We start from the raw sequence: 12,059 nt of genomic DNA, 5'->3' as shown, positions 1-12,059 counted from the left end.
TCGGACAAAAGGGTATCGTTCACGAACGTCCGCGCTGGTTACCTGCGATTTCATATGTGCGGCCCCGGTAGGCCCGCTCATGAACGCGGGGGAGACGATTCCGGTGACGGTGCTCGGCGGGAGTCTCGGGGCGGGCAAGACGACGCTTCTCAACCACCTGTTGACGAACGCCGGCGACCGCGACATCGCCGTGCTCGTCAACGACATGGGCTCCGTGAACGTCGACGCCGAACTGGTCGCAGAAGAGTCCGACCTCGCGGTCGGCGACGGCGTGACCGAACTCTCGAACGGCTGTATCTGCTGTGAGCTTCAGGACGACCTCGAAACCGCGGTCGTCCGCCTCGCGCGCGAGCGGTCGTTCGACCACCTCGTCGTGGAGGCCTCGGGCGTCTCGGAGCCCGGCCCGGTCGCCCGGCTGTTCGTCACTTCCCGGGCGGCCGCCCGCTACGACGTGGCCGGCCTCGCCACGGTCGTCGACTCGCGGCTGTTCGCGGACACCTTCGGCGACGGCGACCCCGACCGCACCGTGGCCGAGGAGGGCGACGGCTCGGTGCGCCCGCTTTCAGACCTCCTCGTCGAACAGGTCGAGAGCGCGGACCTCGTCGTCCTCAACAAGCGCGACCTCGTCTCCGACGCGGAACTCGCGGCGGTCCGCGACGCGGTCGAGGCGCTCCGCCCCGGCGCGACCGTCGTGGAGACGGACCACGGCGACGTGGACGTTGACCTGCTCCTGTCGGACCTCCACGACCCCGACGCGCCCGTCGGCTGGCGGGCCGCGTTGGAGAGTGACGCGGACGGAAGCGAGGGCGACCGAGACGACCACGGCGACCACGAACAGGACCACGGCCACGACCACGGCGACCACGAACAGGACCACAGCCGCGACGAAACCACACACGCCGAGGCGACCTACGGCGTCACCTCGTTCGTCTACCGCCGCCGGGCACCGCTCGACCCCGACGGCGCGGCCGAAGTCCTCGGAAATCACCCCGACTCGGTCGTCCGGGCGAAAGGGTCGCTGTGGGTCGCCGGAGCCGAGGACGTCCACTACACCTACAGTCAGGCCGGCCCGTCGGCGTACGTCGCCGCCGCCGGTCCGTGGGTCGCCTCGCGCCCCGAGTTCGAACAGGACACCTACCGCCGCAATCATCCCGAACTCGACTGGCACGACGACCACGGCGACCGGCGGACCGAACTGGTGTTCATCGGCCGCCGGATGGACGAAGACGCGCTCGCGGCCGCGCTCGACGCCCACCTGCTCGACCCCGGCGCGGACGCCGACGCCGGCGACTATCCGACCGAACCGGGCGCGGAAGTCGCGCTCGCGGAACCGACCCGGGAGCGCGAGTCGACCCCGACCGCCGACGCGGCCTCGGAGGGCGGCCGATGAGCGGCGAGTCGGAGCGAGCCGGCGACGACGAGGAGCGCGGAGAGGAGATAGAGTGGGGCGAGGGCGACCCGCGGGTGCTTTTCGTGATGAATCTCGTCCTCTCGACGGCGTTCGCGGCGGTCGTCGTCTACGGCCTGTCGTACATCGACCTCGCGGCCTTCTCGGTCGTCAACGTCGCGTCGGCGGCGCTCGTGCTCACGGCGGTCACCTACCTCGTGACGAACTGAAACCGCCGGATGCGTCGCCGACCCATTCTACGCGTGAACTACCCGCAGGGCACCGCTGGCGGCCGATAGCCGCATTTATGTCCTTCGGGAAACCGCCTTCTCAGTAAGATGCCCATCGAAGACCGAGACGACGCGTACCTCATCACGCACGCGCTGGCGAAGGACACGCTCTCGCGCCTCCGGGACGTGGAGACGACGCAGGTCGCCTTCCGGAAAGGCCTCGTCAAACTCGGCCGCATCTGTGGCTACGAGATAATCGACGGCGCGATGGAGACCGAGTACGTCACCATCCAGACCCCGCTGGCCGAGACGACCGGCGAGCGCGTGAAGGGTCTCGACAACGTCGTCATCATCAACGTGCTCCGCGCCGCGACGCCGTTCGTGGAGGGGCTGCTCAAGGCGTTCCCGCGGGCGAAGCAGGGCGTCATCTCCGCCGGCCGCGACGAGGAGGCGGGGATGGACGACGACGGCGGCTTCCCCATCACCATCGACTACGTGAAGCTCCCCGAAATCACGGAGAAAGACACCGTCATCGTGGCCGACCCGATGCTCGCCACCGGCTCGACGATGTGCTCGGTCCTCGACCACATCCTCGACAACGCCGGCGTCGACCCCGAGAAGCTGTTCGTCCTCTCGGCGGTCTCCGCGCCCGACGGCCTGCTCCGCGTCGACAACGAGTTCCCCGAGGTCGACCTGCTGACGGTCGCCATCGACGACTACCTCGACGACGACGGCTACATCGTCCCCGGCCTGGGCGACGCCGGCGACCGCGCGTTCCGCACGACGTAACTCGGTCTCGTCCCGTCGCGCCTCGCTTCGTCGCGCGGGAGTCGCGGACGGCCGCCTCGGCCGCCGACCCGGATTCGGGTAACGACTAAGTTACCGCCCGCGCACCTCCGACGCATGGACGAACCTCGCGCCGCCGGAGGGAGCCGACGATGAGCGACCCGTGCGATGGCTGTGGGCGGGCGGTCGAAGACGCCCTCGCCCGCGCGGTCCAGTTGCAGGTCGACGGCTCGACCGTCGACGACCAGCGACTCTGTCCGACCTGCTTCGCCGACTGGATAACCAAGTACGAAGAACAGATGTCGCCCAAACAGTCGTCGGACGACTCCGCGGACTCCGAGATAATCGTCGACTGACGGCATCGGGCCGGTGGCCGCGTTCCCGACGCCCGCCGTCCGAACCCCTTCTCTTCGGGTCGAAAACGAGCCTCCGGCGGCCGGTCTTTGTTCGAGTCGAACGTCCCGAACCGGACCCCCGTAGACTACTGTGAGATGCGTTCCCATTGGGTTCCCCGGGGACGGGACCCGACTCGCCGAACCCCTTCGTTTCGAGTCGAACGTCCCGCGAACGCACGGGACGAATATCGAAGGCGAACGCGGAGAGGCCGGCGCGTCGGACCCGACCGAACCGAATCGACAGCCCGAGACTGAAGTCCTCTTTCGACCGACCAGTTCAGGGATGTGCCTCGTTATCGAATTACTATTCAAAATTCGGTAATTATGTGGCAGTATCGGCGGGAAAATCGCGATTAGCTGGTCATTGACATGAACAACCATAAATACGCATCGCGTCGAATAGGACTGTATGACTCGAAAGCTTGACCGCCGACAGTTTATCGCCGCGACAGGTGCCGCTGGCCTCGCCGGACTCGCCGGCTGTTCCGGCGGCGGTGGCGAAGAGACGACCACGACGACGACCGAATCCGGCGGCGAAGAGACCACTACCGCCGCCGAGGAGACGACGACCGAATCCGGCGGTAACGGTGGCACGGAGAGCCGACTCTCGTGGCACGCCGGCGGGACGGGCGGCACGTACTACCCCCTCTCGAACGAGTTCAAGTCGGTCGTCGAGTCGCAGACCGACTTCACGCTTCAGGTGCAGTCCACCGGCGCGTCCGTCGAGAACGTCGGTAGTCTCGCCCGCGGCGACGCGGACTTCGCGCTGATTCAGAACGACGTCGCCTACTTCGCCCGCAACGGCGAGGGCATCGAGGCGTTCCAGGGCAGCCCCGTCGAGAACCTCCGCGGCGTCGCCACGCTCTACCCCGAGACGATTCACATCGTCACGCTCGCGGACACGGGTATCGAGACGCCCTCGGACCTCTCCGGTGCGACCATCAACACCGGCGACCTCGGTTCGGGCACGCAGGTCAACGCGACCCAGATTCTCGAAGCCCTCGGCATCTCCGACTACAGCGAGCAGAACACCGGCTTCTCGCAGGCCTCCGACCAGCTGAAGAACGGCGACATCGACGCCGCGTTCGTCGTCGGCGGCTGGCCGGTCGGTGCCATCGAGGAGCTCGCCGCGACCGAGGACGTCCGCATCGTCCCCATCGAGGGCGACAACCGCACGGCCGTCAAGGACGCCGCGCCGTTCTACGCCGACGACGAGGTCCCGTCGGGCACCTACGGGCTGGAGAACCCCGCCCCGACCGTCTCGGTTCAGGCCATGATCGCGACCAACGCCGAACAGCCCGAGGCGACCGTCGAAGCGGTCACCGGCGCCATCTTCGACAACGTCGACCAGCTCACCATCAAGACGGAGTTCATCTCCAAGGAGAGCGCACAGGACGGCATGTCCATCGAGCTTCACCCCGGCGCGCAGGCCTACTTCGGCTAACGCGGGACGCTTCGATTCACTTTCGAACAGCGGTTTCCTACCCACCTTTCGATGCTTGATTCGACTCCCACACGTCTCCTCGTCGTAGTCGCGGTGCTGGCGGTCGCCGTCGGCGGAAGCGCCGCCGTCCCGGCCGGACAGGTGCTCGTCGTCGAAGACGCCGAGACCGGCGAGCGACTACAGACGATGCCGGTCGAAGAGAACACGACCGTCGCGCTCGAATACACCCACAGCGTCGAGAAGACGCGCGTCCTCGACGCCTACGCGGTTCGGGACGGCGAGCTCGTCATGACCAAAATGGAGTTCAAATCCTACGGCGCGGGACTCCCCGCTCGGGCGAACGTGACGACCGAGAACGGCTCGTTCGTCTTCGACCCCGAGGGGAGCTACGAGGACCTGTACGTCAAACCCGGCCGCATCGCCGGCCACAAACTACACGTCGGTGACCGGACCTACGACCTCGTAGCGCTCTCCGACGCGCGCTCGGTCCGCCTGTACGTCACGCACCGCTCCGTCCTCGACGCCGCCCTCCACTGACCAACGATGAACCGAACACACGACGAGGGCCGAACCGACGGCCCCGACGACCGACGCGACTCCCGGCCCGACGCGGCACCGGCCGACCCGCCGGTTCGAACCGACGGCGGCGAGTCGCCCGCGGACGACGACCGCGAGGCCGCGAGCACCGACGAAGAACTATCCGAAGAAGAGGCACAGGAGATGCTGGAGGGCATCGACCGGAAGCGGACGCTCTCGGGGTGGGCGGCGATTCTCACGTCGCTCGTCGCGATCTCGTTTTCCGTCTTCCAGTCGTGGCTGGCCGCCCGCGGCTTCGAGTTCGCCGCGACGCTACCGCTCGTCGGCGAGGTGTCGCTGGGGGCGCTCCAACTCCTGCAGGTGAACTCGATCCACGTCGCCTTCGCGCTCGTGTTGGCGTTCGTCCTCTTCCCGCCGACGACCGGCCACGGCAGGTTCGCCACGGCGCTCGGCCGCGTGGTCCCGAGCCTCGCGTCGAGTCTCGGCGAGGACCACCCGCTCACCCGCGGTGCGGCGGGCCTCCGCCGGTTCGTCCGGTGGCTCGCGGTCGACCCCGAACGCGAGCGCGTGACGCCGCTCGACGTGTTCTGCATCGTACTCGCCGTCGCCACGGCGGCCTACATGGTGTTCGAGTGGTCCGAGATACAGCAACTTCGCGTGTTCGGACTCGAAGCCGGTCGGACGGTCGCCGAGTACCTCGGCGCACCGTTCGTCTCGCTGTCCGAGACGCTCGGCCCGCTGGGCTTCCTCGCCGACGCGGTCGTCGCGGTCATCGGCGTGCTCCCCTTCGCGGACGTGTCCTACCCGTTCTTCCTCGGCGCGGTCGGCGTCCTCCTCGTCCTGGAGGCGACCCGCCGCTCGCTCGGGTTCTACCTGATGGTCATCGTCGCCTCGTTCATCGTCTACGCGAAGTTCGGCTACCTCATCTCGCCGTCGATGCCGCTGGTCGGCGTGCTGTCCATCCCCGAGGGGTCGTGGGCGAACATCGTCCAGAACCTCTGGTACAACACCGAAAACGGCGTCTTCGGCATCCCGGTCACCGTCTCCGTGCAGTTCATCTACATCTTCATCCTGTTCGGGGCGTTCCTGGAGATGTCCGGGGCCGGCCAGTGGTTCATCGACCTCGCGTACGCCGCGACCGGGACCCGAAAGGGCGGCCCGGCGAAGGCGTCTATCCTCGCGTCCGGCTTCATGGGGACCATCTCCGGCTCCTCCATCGCCAACACGGTGACGACCGGCGCGTTCACCATCCCGCTGATGAAGCGCTCCGGCTACCGCTCGGAGTTCGCCGGGGCCGTCGAGGCCTCCGCCTCCTCCGGCGGACAGATTCTCCCGCCGGTGATGGGCGCGGCGGCGTTCCTCATGATTGAGTTCATCGGCGTCCCCTTCTCCGACATCATCATCGCGGCGGCCATCCCCGCCGTGGTGTTCTTCTTCGGCGTGTGGGTGATGGTCCACCTCGAAGCGACCCGGGCCGGTATCGGCGGCCTCGACCGCTCCGAGGTCGTCGACCTCGGCAAGCACCTCTCCCGCGGGTGGTTCTACCTCATCCCGCTCGTGTTGCTCATGTACTACCTGCTCGTCGAGCGCCTGACGGTCGCGCGCTCGGCGTGGTTCACGCTCATCGCCATCATGGCGCTTCTGTCCGTCGTCGCGGCGTACAGCGAGCGGACCCGCGTCCCCCTCTTGGGCGCTATCGCGGCGGCGTTCGTCGCGCAACTCGGCTCGTACGTCACCACCGGCGTCGGCATCGTCGACGCGGTCACCGGCGGGAGCGGCGACCCGCTGGGCGCGACCGCCGCGCTGTTCGCCGCCGCGGGCGACCTCGGCGTCATCGCCATCTTCGTCAGCCTCGTCGTGATGCTCGTCCGGCCGGCGCTCGACTCGCCGCTGTTGGAGTTCGACGACGCGGTCGACGAGGCGGCCGACAACGTCGCCAACGCCGTCTCGCGGCCGTCGCTGTCCGACCTGAACGTCTTCCGCTACGTGACGTTCATCGGGAAGTCGATGGACTCCGGCGCGCGCACCTCGACCGAGGTCGTCGTCGCCGTCGCCGCCGCGGGCATCATCCCCGGCGTCGTCAGCGCGACCGGACTCGGCCCGAACCTGACCGCGCTCATCAAGGCGGTCGCCGGCGGCTCTATCGTCCTCCTGCTGCTTTTCACCGCCATCGCCTCCATCATCCTCGGGATGGGGATGCCGACGACGGTGACGTACATCATCCTCGTCTCGCTGCTCGGGCCGGCCATCGCGCAGTCCTCCGACATCCCGCTGCTCGCGGCCCACCTGTTCATCCTCTACTTCGGGGTGATAGCGGACATCACACCGCCGGTGGCGGTCGCGGCGTACGCCGCCTCCGGTATCGCCCGGTCCAATCCGTTCCGGACCGGGACGAAGGCGTTCTCGCTGTCGCTCAACAAGGCCATCGTGCCGTTCGCGTTCGCCCTCACGCCGGGCATCCTGCTCCTCCGCGGGCGGGGCGAGGCCGCGGCGGTCGTCACGTTCGCCGACGTGGCCGACGTGGGCTACTTCGTCCCCGAGGTGGTCATCCCGGTGGCGGGCGTCTTCGTCGGCGTCGTCGGACTGGGCGCGACCGTCATCGGCTACCTCTACAGCCGCGTGTCGCAGACCGAACGCGCCCTGTTCGCCCTCTCGGCGTTCCTCCTCATGGCACCGATGCTGCTTCTGAACGCCGTGTACGACCTCGGCGGCTTCCTCGGACTCGTCGGCGAGGTCCCCAACACGGTCCCCGTCGACCTCGCCATGCGCGCGGCCGGCGGGGCGCTGTTCGGCGCGCTGGCCGCGAAGAACCGCCGCGAGGCGGGCGACAAGGCCGCGCCGACCCCCGCGGAACAGGTAGAGCCGACCGACTGAACGTCGAAAACGGAACGTCGCGGCCGCGCTACTCGATGTCCGCGCGGCCGCTGGTCGCGCTTCGGATGCGGTCGCGGAGGTCCGGGCCGTCCTCGACGGGGACGCGGACCGCGAAGGAGACGTCGGCCTCGTAGGCGGCCTCGAACTCGACGCCCGCGCTCTCCAAGAGGCCGCGGACGCTCCCCGAGTCGTCGTACTCGACGGTCGCGGTGAACCGCTCGTGGGGTATCTCCTCGACGACGCCCGCGGCGTCGAGCGCCTCCTTCACGGCCCGGGAGTACGCGCGAGCGAGGCCGCCGACGCCGAGGTTGGTGCCGCCGTAGTAGCGCGTCACGACGGCGGCGACGTTGCGCACGTCTTGCTGAACGAGGACGTTGAGCGCCGGTTTGCCCGACGAACCGCTCGGCTCGCCGTCGTCGCTCTGGTACTCGCGGAGCATGACGCTCCCCCCGCCGGGCACCGACGACGAGGCCGACCCCGCGGGCACCCGGTAGGCGGGGACGTTGTGGGTGGCGTCGGGGTGGCGCTCCTCGATTTCGGCGACGAACGCCTCCGCCTCCTCGACCGTCTCCGCGGGGGAGACGTAGCCGATGAACTCCGAGCCGTTGACCTCGAAGCGGGCGTCGGCCCGGCCGGCGACGGTTCGATAGGCGTCGGTCATGCCACCGAGTTGGCGGCGCGGCGTGGAAAAGCGTTCGCACCGTGTCGTCGGCGAACCGACGCCGGCGTCGGGGAAGGGAAGGCGACGGGGGCGCGGACCGAACGCGACGCGCTACTGACCGCAGGCGTCCGCGTACGACGTACACCCGTTTTGGATGCAGACGCCGCAGAGGTGGCGCGTCTCGGAGATCGGCTCACCACAGCACATGCAACTGCGCATGGAACCCATGCGAAAACCTACCGCGGGAGGTCACAAGAATCTTATTGCAGCGTTGACAGAATATTCGCGGAGCCGACGGACCGGCTCAGGCGATGGTGATTCGGCGGACGAAATCGAGGTTCGACAGGTCGTTGAGCAGGTCGCCGGGAATCGGTTCGTCGGTGATGATGTAGAGCTTCGGGTCGTCGGTGAACTCGGGGTCCTCGCTTATCGTCTGTCGAATCGAGATGTCCGCGTCGGCGAGCTTCGAGGTGACGGTGGCGACGATGCCGGGCTCGTCGGCGTCGGCGACCTCGACGGTGAGCACGGAGAGGTCGAGCACCGGCGCGAGGTCCATCAGGCTCGGAATCGACGAGATGTTCTGGAAGATTCGCCGAAGCTCCTCGTCGGCGAGGATGGCGTCTGTCGTCGAGTCGACGACCCGCCGGTCGACGTCGGCCTCGCGGGCGATGCCGGTGTTCGGTATCTCGATGCCGCCCGAGACGACCCGTCCCTGGTCGTTGACGGAAAAGCCCCGTTCCAAGAGGAGCCGGATGACGGCCTGCTGGCTCGGGCTGCCCTCGAACTTCTCCATAATCTCGTCGAACATTCGTTGGTCGGGGGATTTGCGGGCGGGTACATTAAGTGGTCCGTCACCGGCGACCGCGGGGCGACGGTGCCGCGGGGGCGACGCCGCGGACGGGCGACCGACGCCGCGGGCAGGCCACCGGGGTCGCGGCCGGGGAGTGGGTTTAACCGTCGGCGCGGAGACCCGTCGTGCATGCGCGAACTACGCACCTGCGACTTCTGTGGGACCGACGCCGTCGGCGTGTTCGAGGTACTGCCGCCGGCGTTGACGCCGGCCGACGACCAGCGCCGCGTCGTCCTCTGCGAGCACTGCGAGGAGACGCTCGGCGAGGTCATCGCGCCGCTTCTCTCCCGACTCGGCGTCGACGCCGACGTGGACGTGGCCGACGACGCGCGGGCCGAGACGGGCGCGTCCGCGGCACCGGAGCGAACTGCGGGCGGGTCGGTCGGCGAGGCCGCCTCCGTCGACGTGAACGCGGTCGACCCCGCGCCGACGCCGCCGGAGCCGGCGAACCACGACTCGTCGGACGAGACCGGCGACTCCGACGAAGCGGAACAGACCGGCGAAGCAGAACAGACCGACGAAGCAGAACAGACCGACGAAGCAGAACAGACCGACGACGAACCCGAGTCGGTCGCCGCCGCCGAGGAGCCACAGACGAGCGCCGAGTCGTCCGGCCGGGACGGGGAGCCGCCGAAGTTCCGGAAGGTCATCCGCATCCTCCAGAACCGGGAGTTCCCCGTCGAGCGGGCGGAGGTCGAGGCGCTGGCGTCCGGCGCGTACGACCTCGACGACGACGAGGTCGCCGATATCTTCGACTACGCAATCGAACGCGGCCTGCTCGTCGACGACGCGGGGACGCTCCGGCGGCCCTGAGCGGTCGAACGCGGGAACTCGGAGAAAAAGCGGTGACTACAGTTTCCCTTTCGTGCTCGGCGTGTCGGAGCGCCGCGGGTCCACGCGAGTCGCGTCGTCGAGCGACCGCGCCAGCGCCTTGAACAGCGCCTCGACCTCGTGGTGGGCGTTGTCGCCCTCGACGCCCGCGTGGAGCGTGAGGCCGGCGTTCATCGCGAGCGACATGGCGAAGTGCTCGGCCATGTGGCTGGTGAACTCGCCGATAGAGGGCTGGGAGAACTCCCCGGAGAACTCGAAGAAGGGGCGGCCCGACACGTCCACGACGACGGAGGCGACGGCCTCGTCGAGCGGGACCTTGCGGTCGGCGTAGCGGACGATGCCGCGCTTGTCGCCGAGCGCCTCGGTGAACGCCTCGCCGAGGACGATGGCCACGTCCTCGACGGTGTGGTGGTCGTCGATGTGGAGGTCGCCGTCGCACTGGACGGTCAGGTCGAACAGGCCGTGTTTGGCGAAGGCCTCCAGCATGTGGTCGAAGAATCCGATACCGGTGTCGACGACCGCGTCGCCGTCGCCGTCGATGGCCAGCGTCACGTCGATGGTCGTCTCGGCCGTCTCTCTGGAGACGGCCGCGCGTCGGTCGGCGTCGCTCATGTCGCGTTCGAGGCGGGCCGCGCATATAGGGATTCTCGTCGCCGAGCGGGTGATTCACGCCACCGGCGCGTCAGACGCGCGTCTGACGGACGTTCATGGTTTCGGACGCGTACGGTGGGGTATGCAGCGAAAGGGAGCGCTGGTGGTGGGGTACACCATCTGCGTCGGGGGACTCCTGCTCACCGCGCGGTCCGGGGTCGCCGTCGCGTTCGGCGTCGCGCTGGTGACGCTCGCGGTCGGCGCGGCGGTGCTCGGCGGGGGCGTCCGAAGTGACAGGTAGCGAGCCGACGCGGCGGGGGTCGACGCGCCGCGAGCGGATGCGCCGTGAGCCGACTCGTCCGGGGGCGAGCGACTGATGCGGCGCGGAGCGACCGGCAGCCCGAAACGGGACGTCGTGACGGTCAGCATGCTCGTCCTCGCCGGGCCGTTCCTCGCGACCTCGCGCCCCGAGACCGTGATAATCGGCGCGCTGTTCGTCGCCGTCGGCGTCTACGGAACGGTCGAGAGCCTCGTCGCGGCCGTCGCCGCGTATCTCGACGCGTAGCGCCGCGCGGCCGCGCGGCGCTTCGGCGCTGGGCGCGTGGGACGTGAGCGACGCGGCTACGCCTCCATCGCCTCTGCGAGCGTGAACCGGCCCTCGTAGAGCGCGGTGCCGACGACGGTCGCCGCCGCGCCCGCCTCGCGGAGCGCGCGGACGTCGTCGAGCGAGGCGACGCCGCCGGAGGCGACGACCGGGATGTCGACCGCGTCGACGACCGCCGAGGTCGTGTCGAGGTGGACGCCTTCGAGTCGCCCCTCCACGTCAACGTCGGTAAAGAGGATGGCCGCCGCGCCGAGGTCCTCGTACCGGGCGGCCGCCTCGGCGGGGTCGAGACCGGTCCCCTCGGTCCACCCGGAGACGACGACCTCGCCGCCCTTCGCGTCGAGGCTGACCATCACGCCGTCGGGGTAGTCGTCGGCGAGCTCGGCGACGATGTCGGGGTTCTCGACGGCCGCGGTGCCGAGGATGACGCGGTCGACGCCGCGGTTCAGAAGGTCGCGGGCGTCGTCGGCGGTGCGGATGCCGCCGCCGAGTTGGAGCGGCACGTCGACCGCGTCGAGGACGGCGTCGACCGCCGGGGCGTTCTTCCGCTCGCCCTCGAACGCGCCGTCGAGGTCGACGAGGTGGAGCGTCTCCGCGCCGGCGTCGACCCAGCGGCGGGCGGCCTCGACCGGGTCGCCGTAGGTCTTTTCGGTGCCGCGTTCGCCCTGCACGAGCTGGACGACCTCGCCGTCTTGCATGTCGACCGCGGGGACGACTTCGAACTCCGGGAACATACGCCACCGTGGGCGAGCGACGTGCGTAAACGCACCGGATACGGCGACCGGGAGTCGGTGACCGAGACGCGGCGGGAAACGTCTCAGCGGAGCCACCAGTTCGGAACGGCTTTGTCGCGCCGGGGTTCACACACA

Annotated in this window: 14 protein-coding genes; 10 read left to right on the top strand and 4 right to left on the bottom strand. The window is 69.0% G+C overall.

Translation table 11 applies throughout. The features are described 5' to 3' along the window. Positions 1–79 precede the first annotated feature (79 nt). From FY251_RS06120 to FY251_RS06090, 7 genes are all read left to right on the top strand, one after another. The gene (locus tag FY251_RS06120) at positions 80–1,390 is read left to right on the top strand and encodes a GTP-binding protein (RefSeq protein WP_148413907.1); all 1,311 of its coding nucleotides are present in this window, start codon (positions 80–82) and stop codon (positions 1,388–1,390) included. Continuing rightward, a complete protein-coding gene (locus FY251_RS06115) occupies positions 1,387–1,617 on the top strand; it encodes a hypothetical protein (RefSeq protein ID WP_148413906.1) in 231 nt (76 codons plus the stop codon). The genes FY251_RS06120 and FY251_RS06115 overlap by 4 nt, the downstream gene beginning before the upstream one ends. Positions 1,618–1,725: 108 nt before the next feature. Beyond that, positions 1,726–2,406: a uracil phosphoribosyltransferase gene (gene upp / locus FY251_RS06110; RefSeq protein WP_089777084.1), complete on the top strand. Its 681-nt coding sequence runs from the start codon at positions 1,726–1,728 to the stop codon at positions 2,404–2,406. A 149-nt stretch (positions 2,407–2,555) separates the two neighbouring features. Further along, on the top strand, positions 2,556–2,759 hold the full coding sequence (locus FY251_RS06105; protein ID WP_148413905.1) for a hypothetical protein: 204 nt from the start codon (positions 2,556–2,558) through the stop codon (positions 2,757–2,759). A gap of 448 nt (positions 2,760–3,207) precedes the next feature. Then, positions 3,208–4,242, top strand: a complete 1,035-nt coding sequence (locus FY251_RS06100; RefSeq protein ID WP_148413904.1) for a TAXI family TRAP transporter solute-binding subunit — start codon at positions 3,208–3,210, stop codon at positions 4,240–4,242. A 51-nt stretch (positions 4,243–4,293) separates the two neighbouring features. Continuing rightward, complete coding sequence (locus FY251_RS06095; RefSeq protein WP_148413903.1) at positions 4,294–4,779, top strand: DUF1850 domain-containing protein; 486 nt, start codon at positions 4,294–4,296, stop codon at positions 4,777–4,779. A 6-nt stretch (positions 4,780–4,785) separates the two neighbouring features. Next, entirely contained in the window at positions 4,786–7,653 is a 2,868-nt protein-coding gene (locus FY251_RS06090; RefSeq protein ID WP_148413902.1) for a TRAP transporter fused permease subunit, read from the top strand. 28 nt (positions 7,654–7,681) lie between these two features. On the opposite strand, the gene FY251_RS06085 is transcribed toward FY251_RS06090, so the two are convergent. Beyond that, on the bottom strand, positions 7,682–8,314 hold the full coding sequence (locus tag FY251_RS06085) for a YigZ family protein (protein ID WP_089777090.1): 633 nt from the start codon (positions 8,312–8,314) through the stop codon (positions 7,682–7,684). 304 nt (positions 8,315–8,618) lie between these two features. After that, positions 8,619–9,122: an ACT domain-containing protein gene (locus FY251_RS06080; protein WP_148413901.1), complete on the bottom strand. Its 504-nt coding sequence runs from the start codon at positions 9,120–9,122 to the stop codon at positions 8,619–8,621. A 171-nt stretch (positions 9,123–9,293) separates the two neighbouring features. Here FY251_RS06080 and FY251_RS06075 point away from each other — a divergent pair, with 171 nt between their 5' ends. Next, complete coding sequence (locus FY251_RS06075; protein ID WP_148413900.1) at positions 9,294–9,977, top strand: hypothetical protein; 684 nt, start codon at positions 9,294–9,296, stop codon at positions 9,975–9,977. A gap of 36 nt (positions 9,978–10,013) precedes the next feature. On the opposite strand, the gene hisB is transcribed toward FY251_RS06075, so the two are convergent. Beyond that, positions 10,014–10,607 (bottom strand): imidazoleglycerol-phosphate dehydratase HisB, encoded by a 594-nt coding sequence (gene hisB, locus FY251_RS06070; protein ID WP_089777093.1) that lies wholly within the window; start codon positions 10,605–10,607, stop codon positions 10,014–10,016. A gap of 121 nt (positions 10,608–10,728) precedes the next feature. Here hisB and FY251_RS23045 point away from each other — a divergent pair, with 121 nt between their 5' ends. Then, entirely contained in the window at positions 10,729–10,887 is a 159-nt protein-coding gene (locus tag FY251_RS23045; protein ID WP_255516599.1) for a hypothetical protein, read from the top strand. Positions 10,888–10,962: 75 nt separating this feature from the next. Then, entirely contained in the window at positions 10,963–11,151 is a 189-nt protein-coding gene (locus FY251_RS06060) for a hypothetical protein (protein WP_148413898.1), read from the top strand. Between the two features lie 56 nt (positions 11,152–11,207). On the opposite strand, the gene hisA is transcribed toward FY251_RS06060, so the two are convergent. Further along, positions 11,208–11,924: a 1-(5-phosphoribosyl)-5-[(5-phosphoribosylamino)methylideneamino]imidazole-4-carboxamide isomerase gene (gene hisA / locus FY251_RS06055; RefSeq protein ID WP_148413897.1), complete on the bottom strand. Its 717-nt coding sequence runs from the start codon at positions 11,922–11,924 to the stop codon at positions 11,208–11,210. Positions 11,925–12,059: the final 135 nt, after the last annotated feature.

This window comes from Haloferax sp. KTX1, from assembly GCF_902410085.1.
Lineage (GTDB): Archaea > Halobacteriota > Halobacteria > Halobacteriales > Haloferacaceae > Haloferax > Haloferax massiliensis.
The sequence above is the reverse complement of the archived record's forward strand: the minus strand, read 5'-3'. Positions and strand labels throughout refer to the sequence as shown.

Excerpts from the sequence above, each read along its gene's own strand:
- hisA (WP_148413897.1), bottom strand. The coding sequence starts at position 11,924 with ATGTTCCCGGAGTTCGAAGTCGTCCCCGCGGTCGACATGCAAGACGGC.
- FY251_RS06100 (WP_148413904.1), top strand. The coding sequence starts at position 3,208 with ATGACTCGAAAGCTTGACCGCCGACAGTTTATCGCCGCGACAGGTGCC.
- FY251_RS06115 (WP_148413906.1), top strand. The coding sequence starts at position 1,387 with ATGAGCGGCGAGTCGGAGCGAGCCGGCGACGACGAGGAGCGCGGAGAG.
- FY251_RS06090 (WP_148413902.1), top strand. The coding sequence starts at position 4,786 with ATGAACCGAACACACGACGAGGGCCGAACCGACGGCCCCGACGACCGA.
- upp (WP_089777084.1), top strand. The coding sequence starts at position 1,726 with ATGCCCATCGAAGACCGAGACGACGCGTACCTCATCACGCACGCGCTG.
- FY251_RS06105 (WP_148413905.1), top strand. The coding sequence starts at position 2,556 with ATGAGCGACCCGTGCGATGGCTGTGGGCGGGCGGTCGAAGACGCCCTC.
- FY251_RS23045 (WP_255516599.1), top strand. The coding sequence starts at position 10,729 with ATGCAGCGAAAGGGAGCGCTGGTGGTGGGGTACACCATCTGCGTCGGG.
- FY251_RS06120 (WP_148413907.1), top strand. The coding sequence starts at position 80 with ATGAACGCGGGGGAGACGATTCCGGTGACGGTGCTCGGCGGGAGTCTC.
- FY251_RS06095 (WP_148413903.1), top strand. The coding sequence starts at position 4,294 with ATGCTTGATTCGACTCCCACACGTCTCCTCGTCGTAGTCGCGGTGCTG.
- hisB (WP_089777093.1), bottom strand. The coding sequence starts at position 10,607 with ATGAGCGACGCCGACCGACGCGCGGCCGTCTCCAGAGAGACGGCCGAG.
- FY251_RS06075 (WP_148413900.1), top strand. The coding sequence starts at position 9,294 with ATGCGCGAACTACGCACCTGCGACTTCTGTGGGACCGACGCCGTCGGC.
- FY251_RS06060 (WP_148413898.1), top strand. The coding sequence starts at position 10,963 with ATGCGGCGCGGAGCGACCGGCAGCCCGAAACGGGACGTCGTGACGGTC.
- FY251_RS06085 (WP_089777090.1), bottom strand. The coding sequence starts at position 8,314 with ATGACCGACGCCTATCGAACCGTCGCCGGCCGGGCCGACGCCCGCTTC.
- FY251_RS06080 (WP_148413901.1), bottom strand. The coding sequence starts at position 9,122 with ATGTTCGACGAGATTATGGAGAAGTTCGAGGGCAGCCCGAGCCAGCAG.